Source organism: Microvirga lenta (genome assembly GCF_020532555.1).
Classification (GTDB): Bacteria; Pseudomonadota; Alphaproteobacteria; order Rhizobiales; family Beijerinckiaceae; genus Microvirga; species Microvirga lenta.
This window is the reverse complement of sequence record NZ_JAJBBR010000001.1, coordinates 189,198-207,473: the sequence shown is the minus strand read 5'-3', so window position 1 is coordinate 207,473 and position 18,276 is coordinate 189,198. Positions and strand designations below refer to the sequence as shown.

Sequence of the window (18,276 nt, the reverse complement as noted above, 5' to 3'; positions counted from 1 at the left end):
GGTGCGCCCGCCGACGGACCAGAAGGCGCTCGATCCGCTCTCGGTCGATCCCTGGCCGACCTGGCCCGTGCCAGACGGCGACCTGACGCCCCACGGGGCCACGGCGGCCATCCTGATGGGTCTGCATTACCGCACCCTCTACGCCGGCCCCGGCTTCATCGAGCCCGGCACCTGCCCGGCGCCGGGCGACCTCTTCGCCTGGGCCGACAAGGCCGAGCGGACGAAGGCGACGGCGAACGCCATCCTGTCGGGCATCTTCCCCGGCTGCGGCCTCCAGGCCGGGTTCGACCCGAAGGCCGCGGATGCCCTGTTCCATCCTGTCGCGGCCGGCGTGGCGCCCCTCGATGAGGAGGTGGCGAAGGCGGGCGTGCTGGAGGCCATGGGCGGCAGCCTGCAGGCGGCCAAGACGCGCTACGCGGCGGATTTCGCCAGCCTCGCCCAGGTGCTGCACGGCCCCGATCGGGAGACCTGCGCCAAGGAGGGGCTCGGCAAGGTCTGCAAGCTCATCGACCTGCCCTGGGGTATCGACACCGACAAGAGCAAGGGCCGTGACCTCAGCCTCAAGGGCCCGCTCCAGATGGCCTCCACCGTGGCGGAGGTGATCCGGCTCGAATATTCCGGCGGCTTGCCCGAGGCGCAGGTCGGCTGGGGCCGGGTGAAGAATGCCGGGGACGTGAAGACGCTGCTGTCCCTGCACAAGGCGCAGTACGACGTGACCCTGCGCACGCCCTACATCGCCAAACGCAACGCATCGCAGCTCCTCCACCAGATCGCCGTGGCGCTCCAGCAGGGCACCGACCTGCCGGGCGCGACCGAGGCCGGGCCGCCCCCGTCGAAGCTCCTGCTGCTCGTCGGCCACGACACCAACATCGCCACCATGCAGGCGACGCTGGGCGTGAGCTGGACCCTGAGCGGCTATCCGGAGAACGACACGCCGCCCGCGGGCGCGCTCATCTTCGAGCGCCTGCGCGACACGCAGACCGGCGACCGCTACGTCCGTCTCGTCTACACGGCGCAGACCATGGACCAGATCCGCAGGCTCACGCCGCCGAGCACGGGCGCCATGCCCGAGCGGGCCGTGCTGGCGCTTCCCGGCTGCGCGCCCGCGCCGGTGCCGGAAACCTGCCGCCTGTCGGATTTCGTGCAGACCGTGCAAAGCCGCATCGACCCCACAGCCCTGGCGCCGGTCTCCTGGCGGTGAAGGACGTCACGCTCCGGAACGCTCACGCGCCACGCCCAGGGCAAGACTCCCGGCTATTCAGGGCCTCGTAGACCCTGAGCCAGAACCGCACGGCCTGCCGGTTCAGGTCCCGCTCCGACAGGAACGCCCGCAGCAGCACCTCGGCCCCGGCCCCGTCGCCATAGCAATCCGCCATGACCCGCGTGGCCTCGGCCGGATCGAGCCTCTGCCAGAGACGGGCTTCGCGGGAGCGTTTCCAGGAATGGGGCATGGGATATCTGCGCATCGGTTCAGCAAAGATAATCTCCTACAATAGGAGAAATCAACCACTTTGGGGGATTTCCCAAAAAGGGATATTTCGCTGGCCGCCTTCATTGGGGCGGACATGAAATCCATTCACACAACCCGGCAGGAGAGGCTCTGTATGCTTCTCCGTCATGCCCGCAAGAAGGCGGGTCTAACCCAGGAAGAGCTGAACCAGCGCCTTGGGAAGTACAAGACGTTCGTGAGCAAGTACGAGAGCGGGGAAAGACGGCTCGATATCATGGAGTTCATAGATATCGCCGAGGCTCTCGATCTCGATCCCGCATCCGTTCTGAAGGCCGTGATGTCGGGCGAGACTTAGCCGAGCTCGCTCTCTCCCGGCAGGGCAGCCGATGCAAAAATCCATCTATACGCAGCAGCACCAGCGTCTCTGCGAGCTTCTGATAGAAGCGCGCAAGAAAGCGGGCCTCACGCAGGTAGAAGTGGCTGAACGGCTAGGAAAGCCGCAGTCGTTCGTCGCAAAATGCGAGGGCGGCGAGCGTCGCCTCGACGTTGTCGAGTTCGTGGCGGTTGCGAGGGCATTGGGAGCCGATCCGGCGTCTTTACTGCTGGCTTTCGCGGGATAGAACCCATCTGCCGATCCGCTCCCGGCGGATGCCGTCACCGAACGCCCTGATCCGCGTCAGCCTTCACGGGCCCGAGGCAGCGGTGGAAACCCTGTTTCATAGATGTTATAGCGGGGCAAAACCCAAAGGGCTTCGCTTGCTCACGCGCTTTACCACGCTCAACCCTGTGCCTCGGGAGGTCGCCGTCCTGTCCGCGTTCGCGGCGGTGCTGCTGGCGATGCTCGTGCGCTATGTGCTCGACCCGCTTCTGGGGGATGAGCTGCCCTTCATCACCCTCTATCCGGCCGTCCTGGTGACGGCGATTCTGGCCGGGGGAGAGGCCGGGGTGGCGACCCTGGTGCTGGGAAGCCTGGCGACGTTCGCATGCCTCACGATCACGCAGAGGCCGGCGCCGTTCGGCCCGCAGACCTTCACGGGGCTCGCGATCTATCTCTTCGGCGGCGGCCTGTCGATCGCGGCGGCGGCGTCGCTCCGGGCTGCCGCGGCGCGGCTCGAAGTGGCGCAGGAGAGGCTGGTGGCGGCCCTGGAGGCCTCGGGTGCGGGAACCTGGCGTTGGGACTTCCGCGCCAACGAGGTCGATTGGGACATGGCCCTGGTGCGCCTCTTCAACCTCGATGCCGCGAGCGCACCGCGCAAGCGCGGGGATTTCCGGCGCTACGTCCATCCCGACGATCAGGAGCAGATCAACCGCGCCATGGAAGAGGCCATGGAGAGCGGCGGCACGGCGGATTACGAGTTTCGCGCCGTCCTGCCGGATGGCTCCCAGCGCTGGATGTATACCCGCAGCCGTCTCCTGCGCGATGCCAGGGGCGGGCCCTCCCTGATGGTCGGCGCCTGCCTCGACATCACCGAGCGCAAGCGCGCCCAGGAACGGCAGGCCCTGCTGGTGCAGGAGCTGAACCACCGGGTGAAGAACACCCTCTCCGTGGTGCAGTCGCTGGCCCTGCACACCCGGCGCGGCAGCCGGGACCTCGACACCTTCCAGGAGGCGTTCGAGTCTCGCCTGATGGCGCTCTCGGCCACGCACAACATCCTCACCCAGGAGCTGTGGGAAAGCGCCTCCCTCAAGGACATCCTCGACGCCGAGATGATCCCCTATGGCGGGCTCGACAACGGCCGCGTGAACGTCTCCGGCGAACCGGTGCGGCTCAAGCCCCAGCAGGCCTTGGGTTTCGGGCTGGCGCTGCACGAACTCGCCACCAACGCGGCGAAATACGGCGCACTCTCCGTGCCGCACGGCCGCCTCGACATCTCCTGGCGCGCGGAGGCCGACGCCTCGGGCCAGACGCGGCTCGCGGTCGATTGGGTGGAGCAGGGCGGCCCCGCCGTCGAGGAGCCCAAACGCCTCGGCTTCGGCTCGCGCCTGATCGAGCGCTCCATCAAGCACGAACTCGGCGGATTGCTGGAAATGCAGTTCCTGCCGGAAGGCCTGCGCTGCTCGCTGAGCCTGCCGTTGTGACGGGATGAGAGGGCTTGCCTCTCCCTAGTGGGGAGGGGACGAGAACTCGCGCCGGAGGGGGCGGCCGAACTCTCCTCCCCGGATTTCAGGCCGCGCCGGTTCGAAGGCTCACGCGGATGGCACCGCGCTGCTCTCCTCCCCCTTGTGGGGAGGAGGTGGAGGTGGGGGTGTGGGCGCCATCCTGGTTCCAGTCCTGCGCCCACACCCCCACCCTGGCCCTCCCCACAAGGGGGAGGGAAAAGCGTTGTGCTGAACACCGCCACATCCGGAACGGCCCATCCTCTCACCCGGACCTGCGGTCCAACCTCTCCCCCACTGGTCTCGCCGGCTCGAGGCTCAACCAGATGGCGCCGACCGGCTCTCCTCCCCCTTGTGGGGAGGAGGTGGAGGTGGGGGTGTGGGCGCCATCCTGGTTCCAGTCCGGCGCCGGCACCCCCACCCTGGCCCTCCCCACAAGGGGGAGGGAAGACGTCGCGCTGAACACCGCCACATCCACGACGGTCGCAACCAAACTCCACCCTCATTCTGAGGAGCCGCGACAGCGGCGTCTCAAAGGAGGTTCCAGTGCATTCCGGAAAAGCCCTCGTCCTTCGAGACGGACCTGACGGTCCTCCTCAGGATGAGGGCTGGGGATGCGTCTGTGAACAGCGACGACCGGAACGCGACCGGACCCTTCCGAACAGTGGGACGCGACCTGCGCTCCATCCGAAGAGGGCTCGACCTCCCGCCCGGACCTCACGGCCCGACCTCTCCTCCAGGCAGAGGCAAGGGCCGGATCCTTATGCGCGGCTCGGCTCCGGCGCCTGTCAGCGTCCTTTCCGGCCCTTGTATTTGGGCTTCTGCCCGCCATGCCCCTGCGTGGATCGCGGCAGCGGGCGCTCGCGGAAGTTCAGGGGCACCTCCCGGTCCGTGCCGGGACCCATCTCGTCGAGGCCGGGCTTGCGGATGCGCGTGCCCTCGTCGGAACGGCCCTGGCCCAATGGGCCGTAGGCGTCCGAGTCCTCGTCGCCGGCGCTGAAACCCTCGCCCGAGGGCGGCAGTCCCTTCGGCGGCAGGTTGGCGTTGCGGCCGTATTTGCGCGAGCCGCCATAGCGGCCCGCATCGCGTTCGACATCGCTCTGTCGCGCCAGCGGATCGTCGCTGACGGCGAGTTCCGTCGCCTGAAGCCGTTTGAGCTCGTCGCGCAGGCGCGCGGCCTCCTCGAACTCCAGATTGGCGGCGGCCTCGCGCATGCGCTTTTCCATGTCGGCGATGACGGCCTTGAGGTTGTGGCCCACGGTCTTCTCGGCGAGGCCCGTATCCACGGAAACGTGGTCGCGTTCGTAGACGCTCTCCAGGATGTCCGCGATGTTGCGCTTCACGCTCTGCGGCGTGATGCCGTGCTCCGCGTTGTAGGCGAGCTGCTTCTCGCGGCGGCGGTTGGTCTCGGCGATGGCGCGCTCCATGGAGCCGGTGATCTTGTCGGCGTAGAGGATCGCCTTGCCTTCCACGTTACGCGCCGCGCGGCCGATGGTCTGGACCAGCGACGTCTCGGAGCGCAGGAAGCCTTCCTTGTCGGCGTCGAGAATGGCCACGAGGGCGCATTCCGGAATGTCGAGGCCCTCGCGCAGCAGGTTGATGCCGATGAGCACGTCGAAGGCGCCCAGGCGAAGGTCGCGGATGATCTCGATGCGCTCCAGCGTGTCGATGTCCGAGTGCATGTAGCGCACGCGGATGCCGTTCTCGTGCATGTATTCTGTGAGGTCCTCGGCCATGCGCTTGGTGAGCGTGGTGACGAGCGCGCGGTATCCGTTCGCGGCGAGTTCCTTCACCTCGTGCACGAGATCGTCCACCTGGCTGCGCGCGGGCCTGATCTCCACCACCGGATCGACGAGGCCCGTGGGGCGGATGACCTGCTCGACGAACACGCCGCCGGTCTGCTCCATCTCCCACTTCGCAGGCGTCGCCGAGACGTGGATCGATTGCGGGCGCATGGCGTCCCATTCCTCGAACCGGAGCGGCCGGTTGTCGAGGCAGGACGGCAGGCGGAAGCCGTATTCGGCCAGCGTCGCCTTGCGCCGGAAGTCGCCGCGATACATGCCGCCGATCTGCGGCACGGTCACGTGGCTCTCGTCCGTGAAGATGAGGGCGTTGTCGGGCAGGTATTCGAACAGGGTCGGCGGCGGCTCGCCGGGCTTGCGGCCGGTGAGATAGCGCGAATAGTTCTCGATGCCGTTGCACACGCCGGTGGCCTCGATCATCTCGAGGTCGAACTGCGTGCGCTGCTCCAGGCGCTGCGCTTCGAGCAGGCGCCCCATGCGGGTCAGTTCCTGCAGGCGGTGCTGCAGCTCTTCCTGGATGCCCTTCACGGCCTGCTGCAGGGTCGGGCGCGGCGTCACGTAGTGCGAGTTGGCGTAGATCTTCACGAAGGACAGATCGTTGGTCTTCTTGCCCGTGAGCGGATCGAATTCGACGATGGATTCGATCTCGTCGCCGAAGAGGCCGATGCGCCAGGCACGGTCCTCCAAGTGGGCGGGAAAGAGTTCGATCACGTCGCCGCGCACCCGGAAGGTGCCGCGGGCGAAGTCGTTCTGGATGCGCTTGTACTGCAGGGCCACGAGGTCGGCGATGAGCTGGCGCTGCTCGATGCGCTCGCCCACCTTCACCGAGAAGGTCATGGCCGTATAGGTCTCGACCGAGCCGATACCGTAGATGCACGACACGGAGGCCACGATGATCACGTCGTCGCGCTCCAGAAGCGCGCGGGTCGCGGAGTGGCGCATCCGGTCGATCTGCTCGTTGATGGAGCTTTCCTTCTCGATGAAGGTGTCCGAACGCGGCACATAGGCCTCGGGCTGGTAATAGTCGTAATACGAGACGAAGTATTCCACCGCGTTGTCGGGGAAGAACGACTTGAACTCCCCGTAGAGCTGCGCGGCCAGGGTCTTGTTCGGCGCCAGGATCAGGGCGGGGCGCTGCGTCTCCTCGATCACCTTGGCCATGGTGAAGGTCTTGCCGGAGCCGGTCACGCCCAGCAGCACCTGGTCGCGCTCGCTGCGGCGCACCCCGTCCACCAGTTCGCGGATCGCCTGCGGCTGGTCGCCGGCGGGCGTGAAGTCGGACTTGATCCTGAACGGAATGCCGCCTTCCGACTTCTCGGGGCGCGGCGGGCGGTGCGGCACCCAGGGCTTGCCGTGCTTGAAGCGCGGATCGCCTTCGGTGAGCAGCTTGGTCAGCGCATCCACCGTGGCGGAGACCCCGCCCGTGCCCAGCGGCCCGGTATCGCCCAGCTCCTCGGGCGCATCCGGCCCGTCGTCCGGGCTCTTGAGGCCGAGCCTTTTCGCCAGCGCCGGGTCCACATCCGTGACGTCGCCGTGGACGAAGGTTTCCTGCGCGCGCTCGGCAAAACCTTCCGCCGCCTCCCGCTCCCGGTTGACCGCCGGGTTGAGGAGATCGGCCAGATAGGTATCCAGCGGCTTCAGGTCGGGCTTGGACGCCTTCCCGGTGGAAAGCTTGGGCTTTTTCGGTGATTTGGCCATAGAACGAATATGGTACAAAGTGGCCCGGATGGGAAGGGTGGGACGCTGTCTCACCCACCGTCATCGGACCGTCATGGGATTGCCGCATCACAGCCCCGCTCACCTTGACCATATCGCGGGGATATCATGCACCGTTCTCTCGCCGCCGGCTCGCTCGCCGCCGTCCTTCTGTCCGCCACCGCCCTCAACGCCTCGGCGGCGGAGTATTTCGACCGCATCGCCAGCTTCCCCATCACCGCCAACCTGCCGGCGGATGCCGACCAGAAGGGCGAGACCGTGGCCGAGATCATCTCGGCGAGCGAGGACGGCAAGCTCCTGGTCTACACGGACAGCCCGCGCAAGGCGCTCGGCTTCATCGACATCACTGACCCGGCGCAGCCGAAGGCCGGCGGCATGCTGGCGCTCGGCGGCGAGCCGACCTCGGTGAAGGTGGTGGGCGGCCGGGCCTTCGTGGCGGTCAACACGTCCGAGAGCTACGCCAAGCCCAGCGGAAAGCTCCTCCTGGTCGATCTCGCAGGGCGCTCGGTCGTTGCCGAGTGCGCGCTGCCGGGCCAGCCGGATTCGGTGGCCGCCCATGCGGGCGTTCTCGCCGTCGCGATTGAAAACGAGCGCGACGAGGATCTCAACGACGGCGCCCTGCCGCAGCTCCCGGCCGGTTCCCTGGTGGTGGCACCGCTCCAGGGCGACAGGCTGGATTGCGCGAGCCTGAAGACCGTGGATCTGACCGGTCTCGCCACGGTCGCCGGGGACGATCCGGAACCCGAATACGTCGATGTCTCGGACGAGGGCAAGGTCGTCGTGACCCTGCAGGAGAACAGCCACATCGCCATCGTGGACGGTAGGACCGGAAAGGTGGAGGCGCATTTCTCCGCCGGCACTGCAGACCTCAAGAACATCGACACGAAGAAGGACGGGAAGATCGAGCTGACCGGCTCGGCCGAGAAGGTCGCGCGCGAGCCCGACGCGGTGCACTGGATCGACAACAACCGCTTCGTCACCGCCAACGAGGGCGACTGGAAGGGCGGCTCGCGCGGCTTCACCATCTTCAACAAGGACGGCTCCGTCGCCTATGAATCCGGTGCCAGCCTGGAGCACGAGGTCGTGGCGCTCGGCCATTATCCCGACAAGCGCAACAAGAAGGGCATCGAAATCGAGGGCGTCGAGGTCGGCACCTTCGGCAAGGACCGCCTGATCTTCGTCGGCTCCGAGCGCGCCTCGGTCGTGGCGGTGTATCGCGATGCGGGCGCGGCGCCCGAGCTCGTCCAGGTGCTGCCGACCGGCATGGGACCGGAAGGCCTGCTCGCCCTTCCGAACCGCAACCTGTTCGTCGCCACCAGCGAAGCCGATCTCCACGGCGAGGGCGGCGCGGCTCCCCATGTCATGATCTACCAGCGCGCGGAGCGCCCGGCCCCGGCCTATCCGACGATCCGCTCGACCAAGGACAAGAACGGCCTTCCCATCGCCTGGGGCGCTCTTTCCGGCCTCGCGGCCGACAAGGCGCAACCCGGCAGGCTCTATGCCGTGACGGACAGCGTCTACGGCGCCGCCCCGCGCATCCTCACCATCGACGCCGCCACCAAGCTCGCCACCATCCAGGCCGAGACGCTGGTGACCCGCAACGGCGCCGCCGCCGAGAAGCTCGACCTCGAAGGCATCGCAACGGCGTCGGACGGCGGCTTCTGGCTCGCTTCCGAAGGAAACCCGAAGAAGGAGATGCGCAACCTTCTCGTGAAGGTCGATGCCAAGGGCGCGATCCAGGAAGAGGTCACGCTTCCGGCAGGCCTCGAGGAGGGCGCGCAGAACTACGGCTTCGAGGGCGTGACCGTGACCGGCTCCGGCGCCGACGAGACCGTCTGGCTCGCCGTGCAGCGCGAATGGGCCGACGACGGCAAGGGCATGGTGAAGCTCCTCGCCTACAAGCCCGCGGACAAGAGCTGGAGCGCGGTGCGCTACCCGCTCGACAAGACCGATGCCGGATGGATCGGGCTGTCCGAGATCACCGCCGCCGGCGACCGCGTCATCATCATCGAGCGCGACAACCAGATTGCCGCGAACGCCAAGGTGAAGAAGCTCTACGCCGTCTCCATGGCCGACATGAAGCCCGTGGCGCTCGGCGGCGAACTGCCCGTCGTCAAGAAGACGGAGCTGCGCGACCTCCTGCCCGATCTCAAGGCGCCGAAGGGCTACGTGCTCGACAAGGTGGAGGGCTTCACCATCGACGCGTCGGGCAACGCCTACGCCGTCACCGACAACGACGGCGTCGACGATTCCTCCGGCGAAACGCTCTTCCTCAACCTCGGCAAGCTCTGAAAATTACGCAGAGCAAAAAGGGAAGGGGCCGCGGATGCGGCCCTTTTCTTGTTTTGAAGTCTGCTGCGTAGACTGGAGATCGAACTATCCGTTGAGCTTCGAAAGCATCTGCGTTCTCATATCCTTCCCCTCGACGGCTTCCTCCACCATCAGGAAGAGGCTTTTCCCTCCGCTCAGCTTCTCCCAGAGTTGTCCGACCGTGCGCTTCTCGTTCGTGTTCCTGTTGCCCTCGTCGGCAAGATGAGCGCCCTTGTACTCGACCGCGAAGAGGCGGCCGTCCTCAAGCAGGGCCACGAAGTCCGGGTAGAACTTGCCGGAGGCGAGGGGCAGCCAGAAGGCGTTCGGATGCTGGCTTACATTCCGGACCCAGTATCTCACGGCGGACAGACTATCCAGAGCCTGCGCGCACCGTAGCTCCTCGCCCTGCTCGGAGCCGTCGAAGGCAGGCACCTGATCGAAGCCGAGGAAGTGTTTGTTGGGACGCCAATGCCCTCGATAGAGCCGTTGATCGCCGAACATGCCGTCCCGGAAGACGAAGCCATGGTCGAAGGTGATGCTGGCCTTTGCCTCCGGTGCGAACAGGTAGTGCTTGTAGGCCTTCGCCTGCTCGGCCTTTCGGACGTCGGCGATCATCGATTTGAGCGTGCTCGCGAGAAGGAACTTGGCCCGCATCAGATGCGAGATGGGAAGCTTTCGAACACTCGTCAGATATCCGACGCAGTCGCGCACCCAGCGCAGAAGCTCGGACGGGTGGATATCCTGCTCGTGCAATCGGCGTTCGAGCCAGATGGCGAGGTTCTCCGGTGTCCAGCCCTCGACCTCGATGTTCAAGGAGAGTTGCCTGCCCTCCTCGGCGTTTCGCAGCTTCACATCGCCTTCCACGACGTCGATCTCGAAGCCGTGGGCTGCGTCGGGAATGGAAAAAACCCTCTCGTCAGGCCGGGCCGGATGGTCGAGGAGCGACCATTTGTGATGCTCCATGAGCGTTTCGGTCTCGGCAAAGACCAGCTCGCCCTGGATTTCGCTGACGAGACGTGGGACCGTGAACGTCTCGCCGCGCTCGGCAGACGAGAGAAGCGGCATGATCTCGGCGTGATAAGCCCGTGCGGCTTCCGTGAAACCGATGCGCTCGGAAGAGGGCACCGCTTCCGCGAGGATCTGCTCCACATCCGGTGCAATTCGTCCGGTTACGGCAATCTCGACCCGTCCATCTCCGATCTCGCTCAGGGTCACGCCGCGGATCGAGGCATCCCGGACGGCGTAGAGTGCAGGGGAGGCCGGGACGCTGTAGCGGAAGGTGGGCTTCGGCCGCTCGCGGGGTGCGAAGAGCCCGGTCTCGTCGAAGTGCCCTTGTGCGGCCTCGATCATCTCCGGCGCTTCGTCCTCCTTGAAGCCCATGTCCGTGAGCTTGTCGACGAGGGCGTGCGCGGCAGCGGCGAAGCTCGTCTCCGAGACATGCGCATAGGCCTTGTTCAGTTCCGGCACCCTTCGGCGCTGCGCATAGGGCATTCGCAGCACGCGGCCCAGGAGTTGCTCCACGTCGATGGCGCTCTGGATGCGTGAGACGGAGCAGAAAACATAGGCGAAGGAGCAGTCCCAGCCCTCCTTCAGGGCCTCGACCGTGATCACGTATTCGATTGGGCATTGCGGATCGAACAGGTCGAGGCCGTCGAGCTCGCGCTGGTCGCCGGTGGCGATGGCGATGCGGTCCTCGGGAATGTGCTCGACCTCGACAAGGTGCTTCTTCAGCACCTCGACCGTGACCTCCCGATCCTTCGGCTGCGCCTGAAACAGCACGATGGGGCGAAGGTACTGGTTTTCGCCTCTGGCCGCTTCTTCAAGTTTCGCACGGGTCGCGATGGCGCCGTTCACGGCGCCCTGCCAGTCCTTGTGCTCGGCCAGGACGATCGGCAGCTTGATCATCTCGGCGTCCTTCAACTCCTGCGCCGTGACGCTGTGGAGGATGTTGGAGTTGAAGCGGGGCGTCGCCGTAAACTCGACGATGGCGCACGGGTTCACCCGGGCCTGCATGTCGCGCGTGAGGCCGGTGACGGCGTTGTGCGCCTCGTCCACGATCATCAGGGGGCGGTGGATGTGCAGCAGGTTCGCGAAGGAGAACTTCACGCCGCCGTTCTCCAGCCGCTCCAGGCCCTGCAGGCGAGAAGAGACGTCCGAGAAATGCGGCTCCATGTCCTCATTATGGGCGTAGACCCTGCGCCCCTCGGTGTTGCTCACGCGAAGGGTCTGAATCGTGCCGACGACGATGCAGAGGTTGTCGCGGACGTCGTGCGGGCGGATCTGGGTGAAGTCCGCGATGTCGAACACGCGCACGCGCCCGTCAAAAGACTCGTCCAGCGCCTGTCGATAGGGATGACGCGGATTCTTCAGAGCGTCCGCCGTCTGCAGGCGGATGGTGTTCGACGGCACGAGCCAGAGGACGAGCGGAAAGTCCTTTTCGATCCAGGCGTCGCGCGCTACGGCGACGGCATGGGCGCCGAGGATCGTCTTGCCGCCTCCGGTCGGCAGGCGCAGGCAGACGTAAGGCGTGTCGGGCAGGGCTTCCAGGGCCTTGTAGGAGCCGAGATAGCGGCCGAGGCGCTTCGCCTGTTCTGATGCCTGCGTGATGGCATCGTAGGCGCGCGCCGGCCCTGCCATGCGGGCCGTCTCGAGAAAGCGGCGCAGGACGTCGAGCGTTTCGGCCTGATAGGTCTTGAGCTTCATGAAACCGGCCTCACCGCCGCGCCTTCACGTCGTAGGGCGTCTGCTTGAAGGTGATGTCCTCGCGCGCCAGCGTCGTCGGTCCGAGGCGGGACTGCTCGCCGTAGATCGTCAGCGGACCCGCGAAGGAGGGGGCCTTCCGGGCGACGGCGTCGCGGATGATGTCGAGTGTCGCGCGCGTCAGCACGTTGCCTCCATCGGGGCGCCTGTCGCCGAGGATGCCGTTGTAGAGCAGGGCATAGGCGCGCCCGTCGTGGATCCCGAGGAACGGCGAGCGGCCCTTGCCCTTCCAGGGCGCATTCGTCTCGCTGAACCACACATGCGCCGCCAGCGTCGGGAAGCGGATGTCGCCGCGCACATGCCCGTCCTCGTCGAAGACCGGCGGGCCGAGCCGGTAGAACCGGAAGCCGCCGCCGCCCTTCCAGCCGACGCTTTGCGAGATGCCGCCCTGCTCGCCCTCGATCACCTTGTTGAGGCGCGGTGCGCAATGGGTGACCGCATGGTCGCCCATCTCGATGCCGATATAGCGCCGCCCCATCTTGTGCGCGACGGCCGCCGTGGTGCCGGAGCCGAGGAAGGAGTCGAGGACAAGATCGCCGGGATTGGTGGCGATGTGGAGGATGCGTTCGATCAGGCGTTCGGGTTTGGGGGTTCCAAAAGAGTTTAATGCTCCGAACAGAGCGATGTTCTCTTTCTTTGATTCTTGGGTGTGTCCAACCTCAGAATTGGACCACCAAGTCTATGTAACTTGGCCGTCCCTTTCATATAGGTAGGTTTTCTTTCGTGGCATACCTCGGCCATCACGACCGAACCACATGCGACCTTCACTCAAAAGGCGGAAGTACTCAGATTCAATCGTGACCCAGCATCGCCCTTCTGGCGGATAATACTCCGCCCCACCGGGGGTCACAATTCTATACATCTGATTTTTTCTGTAGCCTTGAGCGGAGAAGTTCGAAGACGACGTCCATGGGCCGCGAGGATCGTCGTCGGGATTTCGGAATTCGGCAACTTGGTCTTCTCTCAGAGGTATCTTGTTCGCGGATGCCTTGAACGAGTCAGCGTTTTTGGCGAAGACAGTAATGTAGTCGTGTGCTGCGCCCAGCACAGTGCGGGAGTCTGGTCCGATGCGTTTCTGCCAAACAACATTGGCAACGAAATTCTTCCGTCCGAACACCTCATCCATGATGACCTTGAGGTAATGCGCCTCGTTGTCGTCGATGGAGACCCAGATCGAGCCGTCCTCGGCCAGCAGGTCGCGGAGTAATTCGAGGCGCGGCCACATCATGGCGAGCCATTGGGTGTGTTCGAGATTGTCGTCGTAATGCTGGAAGGCGGAGCGCGTGTTGTAGGGCGGGTCGATGTAGATGCACTTCACCTGACCGGCATAGAAGGGCAGCAGCGCCTTCAGAGCCTCCAGGTTGTCGCCCTGGATCAGCATGTTCGGAAAGTCGGGGTCGCCGTAGCTCAGCGACGGCTCTTCCTGCAGGAGGCGGTACGGCACCCGGCGGGTCGCGCGCGTGTCCTCCTCCCGCGTCAGCCAGTGCAGGATCGGCATGGCTCAGAGAGACCGGACCGCGCCCGGAAGCAGGTGCCGGTCCGACGTTGGTGCGCTTGCAGCGTGTGCTCGTGGAACGGCGGGATGCATCGCGGGTTGTAATCCTGTTTCCCGCGTTTTCGTAACGATATAATGATTCGTCAAGATCGGGGCGGAGCAGAAATCTGGCTCATGCTCCGCCCGTTGCGACGCTCGCGAACCGCCTAAGTTATGGATGCGCGCTCCCGAGGGGGGATCACCCCCGCTTCACCGCCCTCAGCGACACCGCCAGCGGAATCGGCACCGCGCCGTCGGGCAGGCGGTACATGCGGTCGCCGGTCGGGACCATGGAGGGGAACAGCTTGGAGGGCAGGGTCTCGTGTTCGCGCAGGTATTCCAGCGTGAGGCCCGCTTCCATCAGGCCGGTGAGGATGTCCGAGAGCGGGTGGATCCAGTTGTAGTCGGTGACCGGCTTCTCGAAGGCGTCGCCGGTATAGGACGTCGCGTCGGTGAAGGCGTCCGGCCTGTCCTTGGGCGTGCGCCAGCCATAGGTCGGGCGGATCACGCCGTCGCGCTCCTCCAGCACCAGGGCTGAGGGGTGGGAATCCGCGAAATAGAAGGTGCCCCCGGGCGCCAGCATGTCGGCGACGACCTGCGCCCAGGCGCGGATGTCCGGCAGCCAGCAGATGGTGCCCCAGCTGGTATAGACGATGTCGAAGCTGCCTTCGACCGCCCTGCGCGCATCGTAGACGTCCGCCTGCACGAAGGTCGCCGGCAGGTTCGCCTTGGCGGCGAGGTCGCGCGCTCCCTCGATGGCGACGGGGGAGAAGTCGAGCCCGGTGACGATGGCGCCGCGGCGGGCGAGGGAGAGGGTGTCCATGCCGAAATGGCACTGCAGGTGCAGGAGCCGCTTGCCGCGAACATCCCCGATTTCCGCAGCGTCAATCGGGAAGAGGGTGTCCTTGCCCGCAAGGAAGGCGTCCACATCGTAAAAGCCGGTGGCATCCCGCATGTGCAGCGCGGCGCGGGCGTTCCAGCTCGACAGGTTGGCCTGCTGCCAGGGCTCGTTCATGGGAGGACTCCAACTGCGGTCGAGGCTGCGATGAAAATTGGCTGAGCCCGGAGCGGGCGGCGCGTTTCCGGCATGGACAGATTCTCTTATAACCGTTACATAGTTTCAAGAAGGATCGTTTCTTGACGGCGTTCACGGCCATTCCGATAGCATGGCCTGAAAAGCTTTGCCGGACGGAAAGGATCCATGGGAAAGGCTCCTGCCGGACCGGCAGCATGGCCACGCAGCCCAGACTGGGATGAAATGATCGCACGGGTCCGTCCATGCTCACCGTTTATGACTGTCTCGTAAACCAGCACGATCTGCGTCTCGTCGTCGTGGCGGTTGTCGTGTGCGTCTTCGCATCCGCCACGACCTTCAATCTGCTCGCCCACGTGCGCCGGTCGAAGGGCCGGAGCCGCCAGGTCTGGCTCTTCATCGCGGCGGCCTCCAGCGGGTTCGGCATCTGGGCGACGCACTTCATCGCGATGCTCGCCTTCACGCCGGGACTGGAGACCGGCTACGACATCACGCTGACGGTGACCTCTCTCGTGGCGGCAATCGCCGCCACAGGGCTCGGCATGGCCGTGGCGCTCGCATGGAATGGGCGGCGCCTGACGGGAACCGGGGGAGCTATCGTCGGCGGCGGCATCGCCGTCATGCACTATCTCGGCATGGCCGCCTTCGAGGTGCCGGGTCGCCTGGTCTGGGACGGGGCGCTCGTCTGGACGTCCGTCGCGAGCGGAATCGCGTTCGCCGGTCTGGCGCTCCGCGTCGGGTTGGGCGGCAGAGGATCGGCTCCCATATCCGCCGGCGCCGCGCTGCTGACGCTCGCCATCTGCAGTCATCACTTCATCGCCATGGGGGCGGTGGCGATCGTGCCGGATCCTGCCCTGGAAGTCCCGGCCTCGGCCCTGTCTCCGGCATGGCTCGCCACGGCGGCCGGCATAGCGAGCATCGTGATCCTGTTCCTGAGCTTCGCGGCCCTCATCCTCGATCTCCGCGACCGCCGCCGCATCAAGCTGGAGAAGGAGCGGATGCGCAGCTTCGCCGATGCCGCCGTCGAAGGACTGCTCGTCTGCGACGGCGAAACCATCGTGTCCGCGAACGGCAGCTTCCTCGATCTGTCGGGCTTTCCGCTGGATGAAATCGTCGGCACGGAGCTGAACGCCTATCTGCCTGCGCCGACCGTGATCGCGAGGCTCTTCGGCCAGCCCGACCAGAGCATCGAGACGGAGCTGCGCCAAAGCAGCGGCAAGGCCGTCCCGGTCGAACTGATCATGCGCAGGGTCACCTACGCGGACAAGCCGCACAACGTGATCGCCGTGCGCGACCTGCGGGATCGCAAGCAGGCCGAAGCGCGCATCCATTTCCTCGCCCATCACGATCCGCTGACGGGCCTCGCCAACCGGTCCAGCTTCGACCAGCGCCTCGATCTGGAGATCGAAGCGCACCGAAAGGCGCAGCAGCGGCTGGCGGTGATCTGTCTCGACCTGGACCGCTTCAAGGACGTCAACGATCTTTTCGGACATTCAGCGGGCGACCGCCTCCTGCAGGATGCAGCTCTGAGGCTCTCGGCGGCTCTCTGCGAGGGGCAGCTGATCGCCCGACTCGGCGGCGACAAATTCGCCGTCATCGTGCCGGGCCTCGACAGTCCGGTTCAGGCAGGGCGTCTCGCCGAAGTGATGCTGGAAGCCCTCGGCGACCGCGAGGGCGACGGTCCCTTAAGCCTCGTCACGGCCAGCATCGGCATCGCCGTCTACCCGGACGACGCGCCCCATCGGGCCGGGCTTCTGTCCAATGCCGATGCGGCGCTCTACCGAGCCAAGAAAGAGGGGCGCGGCACCTACCGCTTCTTCGAAGCGGTCATGAGCGAGGAAGTGCGCGAAAGGCGGAGCATCGAGCAAGATCTTCGGCAGGCGCTGGACAAGGAAGAACTGGCGATCGTCTACCAGCCCCAGACGCATATCGTCACCAAGGACATCATGGGCTTCGAGGCGCTCCTGCGCTGGAAGCACCCGGTCCGCGGCGACGTCTCGCCGGCCACGTTCATCCCTATCGCCGAGGAGAGCGGCATCATTCTGAAGCTCGGCGAGTGGGTCTTGCGCACCGCCTGCGGGCAGGCGGCGGCATGGGACCGGCCGCTCAAGGTCGCGATCAACGTCTCCGCGCTCCAACTCAACAGTCCGAACTTCGTGGGCCTCGTACAGGACGTGCTCAAGCAGGCGAGGCTCGATCCCGCTCGCCTGGAGCTGGAAATCACCGAATCCGTGCTGATCCGCGATCCGGAGCGCACGCTCCACACGCTGACCGAGCTGAAGGGCATCGGCGTCTCCATCGCCATGGACGATTTCGGCACCGGCTATTCATCCCTGTCGAACCTGCGCAACTTTCCCTTCGACAAGATCAAGATCGACCGTTCGTTCGTGCGCGCGATCGACCGCAACATGCAGGCCGCCGCCATCGTGCGGGCGGTGCTGGGCCTCGGACGCGGGCTCGGGCTGCCGGTGATTGCGGAGGGCGTCGAAACGTCGGGCGAACTCGCCTTCCTCAATGCCGAAGGCTGCAAAGAGGCGCAGGGCTTCCTGTTCGGGAGACCTGCGCCCATCGAAGTGTTTCGCAACGTGACGCACAGCGAAGCCGTCGCCTGACGGAAGCGTCGGCGATTGTCTCGGCCTGGATGTCCGGGAAATTTCGAGGAGCCGGGATGCCCTTCAGCTCCTCGCGTATGCAATCGTCATGCGGTGAAAACGGTCGGTCCCCTCAGGTAGACGGCCGTGCGGTCTTCCTCTTCCTCGATCGCCACGGAAGGCACGGTTGCCGGCGCCTTTTGCGCTGCCCGTCCCACGATCGCTGGATCGGCCGAGCTTTCGGCGGCGGCAGGCTTGGCGAGACGATCGTCGACGGGCTTTCCGACGGCGCTCTCATCCGAGGGTGAACTGGGTTGGCGGGGAGTCATGTGCGCCTCCTTGGGGCTTGCCCGGGAGTGTTGACGCGATCCTTGTCGCAATTGCGGCATCTTTGCTTGAACAGGGCCGCAACCGTTCACGTCCGCTCGATGAAGGTGCTGGTCGGCAGCAGGGCGCGCGAAGCATCACGGCGGCACCACGCTCATGCGCCTGCTCCTGATCGGAACCTGCCGGCTCAGACGCAGCTGCGACCCATGGCGTTGAGGCCTTCGTCCCAGAGATCGGCAAGGTTGGGGATGCCGATCAGCCAGTCGGCGGTCGAAAGGGAGCTCGCCCCCTCGCGTTCCCGCGCCAGGCGGACCGCCGCGCCCCATTCCTCGGGTTCCATGTCGCCGCGCCCGATATAGACCAGGGCGATCAGGTCGGCGCGCTCGTCGTCGTTGAGGCCTGCGATGACATCGCGGAACTCGTCCTCGGTCGCATCGTCCGGCGCGGCGGTCAGGGAGTCGATGTTGCCGTCGTCGATGGGGTTCGAACCGGAAGCCGGGTCCGTGACACCCTCCTTCACGTCGATGGCTCTCGCCCGGAGAATGAGTTCGCAGACCTTGTCGAGCGCGATATCCATGGAAGTCCTCGTGGGAAAAGTCTCTTTTGTCGTGCGAAAGGGAAACCCCGAAGACGGCTTTCGGTTCGGCTTGAGGGTT

The 18,276-nt window shown here is 65.8% G+C and carries 13 protein-coding genes and 1 pseudogene; 6 read left to right on the top strand and 8 right to left on the bottom strand.

All coding sequences use genetic code 11. The features are described 5' to 3' along the window. The first annotated feature begins 1 nt into the window (after position 1). Positions 2 to 1,201 carry a histidine-type phosphatase gene (locus LGR44_RS21890; protein ID WP_226736325.1) on the top strand — a complete coding sequence of 400 codons (1,200 nt, stop codon included), beginning with the start codon at positions 2 to 4 and terminating at the stop codon, positions 1,199 to 1,201. 22 nt (positions 1,202 to 1,223) lie between these two features. Here LGR44_RS21890 and LGR44_RS01110 read toward each other — a convergent pair whose 3' ends face one another. After that, complete coding sequence (locus tag LGR44_RS01110) at positions 1,224 to 1,451, bottom strand: hypothetical protein (RefSeq protein ID WP_226736323.1); 228 nt, start codon at positions 1,449 to 1,451, stop codon at positions 1,224 to 1,226. Positions 1,452 to 1,604: 153 nt separating this feature from the next. Between LGR44_RS01110 and LGR44_RS01105 the strand changes: the two genes are divergently transcribed. The 3 genes from LGR44_RS01105 to LGR44_RS01095 all read left to right on the top strand — a co-directional run bounded on the left by LGR44_RS01105 (position 1,605) and on the right by LGR44_RS01095 (position 3,529). Then, a complete protein-coding gene (locus LGR44_RS01105) occupies positions 1,605 to 1,805 on the top strand; it encodes a helix-turn-helix domain-containing protein (protein WP_264196265.1) in 201 nt (66 codons plus the stop codon). A gap of 31 nt (positions 1,806 to 1,836) precedes the next feature. After that, on the top strand, positions 1,837 to 2,070 hold the full coding sequence (locus LGR44_RS01100) for a helix-turn-helix domain-containing protein (RefSeq protein ID WP_226736319.1): 234 nt from the start codon (positions 1,837 to 1,839) through the stop codon (positions 2,068 to 2,070). A gap of 136 nt (positions 2,071 to 2,206) precedes the next feature. Next, on the top strand, positions 2,207 to 3,529 hold the full coding sequence (locus tag LGR44_RS01095; protein WP_226736317.1) for a sensor histidine kinase: 1,323 nt from the start codon (positions 2,207 to 2,209) through the stop codon (positions 3,527 to 3,529). Positions 3,530 to 4,335: 806 nt separating this feature from the next. Here the strand turns inward: LGR44_RS01095 and uvrB are convergent. Beyond that, positions 4,336 to 7,047, bottom strand: a complete 2,712-nt coding sequence (gene uvrB / locus LGR44_RS01090) for an excinuclease ABC subunit UvrB (RefSeq protein ID WP_226736315.1) — start codon at positions 7,045 to 7,047, stop codon at positions 4,336 to 4,338. A 126-nt stretch (positions 7,048 to 7,173) separates the two neighbouring features. On the opposite strand from uvrB, the gene LGR44_RS01085 reads away from it, so the two are divergent. Continuing rightward, positions 7,174 to 9,357: an esterase-like activity of phytase family protein gene (locus LGR44_RS01085; protein ID WP_226736313.1), complete on the top strand. Its 2,184-nt coding sequence runs from the start codon at positions 7,174 to 7,176 to the stop codon at positions 9,355 to 9,357. Between the two features lie 84 nt (positions 9,358 to 9,441). Here the strand turns inward: LGR44_RS01085 and LGR44_RS01080 are convergent, their stop codons facing one another. The 4 genes and pseudogenes from LGR44_RS01080 to LGR44_RS01065 form a co-directional block, all read right to left on the bottom strand. Beyond that, positions 9,442 to 12,078, bottom strand: a complete 2,637-nt coding sequence (locus LGR44_RS01080) for a DEAD/DEAH box helicase (protein ID WP_226736311.1) — start codon at positions 12,076 to 12,078, stop codon at positions 9,442 to 9,444. A gap of 10 nt (positions 12,079 to 12,088) precedes the next feature. Continuing rightward, a pseudogene (locus tag LGR44_RS01075) lies at positions 12,089 to 12,796 on the bottom strand (DNA methyltransferase); the annotation flags it as partial. An 18-nt stretch (positions 12,797 to 12,814) separates the two neighbouring features. Then, the gene (locus LGR44_RS01070; RefSeq protein ID WP_226736309.1) at positions 12,815 to 13,633 is read right to left on the bottom strand and encodes a site-specific DNA-methyltransferase; all 819 of its coding nucleotides are present in this window, start codon (positions 13,631 to 13,633) and stop codon (positions 12,815 to 12,817) included. Between the two features lie 235 nt (positions 13,634 to 13,868). Continuing rightward, positions 13,869 to 14,684, bottom strand: coding sequence for a class I SAM-dependent methyltransferase (locus LGR44_RS01065; RefSeq protein WP_226736307.1), 816 nt, complete (start codon positions 14,682 to 14,684; stop codon positions 13,869 to 13,871). Positions 14,685 to 14,947: 263 nt separating this feature from the next. Here LGR44_RS01065 and LGR44_RS01060 point away from each other — a divergent pair, with 263 nt between their 5' ends. Continuing rightward, entirely contained in the window at positions 14,948 to 17,314 is a 2,367-nt protein-coding gene (locus LGR44_RS01060) for an EAL domain-containing protein (RefSeq protein ID WP_226736305.1), read from the top strand. An 86-nt stretch (positions 17,315 to 17,400) separates the two neighbouring features. Here LGR44_RS01060 and LGR44_RS01055 read toward each other — a convergent pair whose 3' ends face one another. Then, positions 17,401 to 17,622 (bottom strand): hypothetical protein, encoded by a 222-nt coding sequence (locus LGR44_RS01055; protein WP_226736303.1) that lies wholly within the window; start codon positions 17,620 to 17,622, stop codon positions 17,401 to 17,403. A 185-nt stretch (positions 17,623 to 17,807) separates the two neighbouring features. Beyond that, positions 17,808 to 18,197, bottom strand: a complete 390-nt coding sequence (locus LGR44_RS01050) for a DUF3775 domain-containing protein (RefSeq protein ID WP_226736301.1) — start codon at positions 18,195 to 18,197, stop codon at positions 17,808 to 17,810. Positions 18,198 to 18,276: the final 79 nt, after the last annotated feature.

Coding starts and splice junctions, on each gene's coding strand:
- LGR44_RS01110 (WP_226736323.1), bottom strand. CDS start 1,451: ATGCCCCATTCCTGGAAACGCTCCCGCGAAGCCCGTCTCTGGCAGAGG.
- LGR44_RS01105 (WP_264196265.1), top strand. CDS start 1,605: ATGCTTCTCCGTCATGCCCGCAAGAAGGCGGGTCTAACCCAGGAAGAG.
- LGR44_RS01100 (WP_226736319.1), top strand. CDS start 1,837: ATGCAAAAATCCATCTATACGCAGCAGCACCAGCGTCTCTGCGAGCTT.
- uvrB (WP_226736315.1), bottom strand. CDS start 7,047: ATGGCCAAATCACCGAAAAAGCCCAAGCTTTCCACCGGGAAGGCGTCC.
- LGR44_RS01085 (WP_226736313.1), top strand. CDS start 7,174: ATGCACCGTTCTCTCGCCGCCGGCTCGCTCGCCGCCGTCCTTCTGTCC.
- LGR44_RS01080 (WP_226736311.1), bottom strand. CDS start 12,078: ATGAAGCTCAAGACCTATCAGGCCGAAACGCTCGACGTCCTGCGCCGC.
- LGR44_RS01070 (WP_226736309.1), bottom strand. CDS start 13,633: ATGCCGATCCTGCACTGGCTGACGCGGGAGGAGGACACGCGCGCGACC.
- LGR44_RS01065 (WP_226736307.1), bottom strand. CDS start 14,684: ATGAACGAGCCCTGGCAGCAGGCCAACCTGTCGAGCTGGAACGCCCGC.
- LGR44_RS01060 (WP_226736305.1), top strand. CDS start 14,948: ATGCTCACCGTTTATGACTGTCTCGTAAACCAGCACGATCTGCGTCTC.
- LGR44_RS01055 (WP_226736303.1), bottom strand. CDS start 17,622: ATGACTCCCCGCCAACCCAGTTCACCCTCGGATGAGAGCGCCGTCGGA.
- LGR44_RS01050 (WP_226736301.1), bottom strand. CDS start 18,197: ATGGATATCGCGCTCGACAAGGTCTGCGAACTCATTCTCCGGGCGAGA.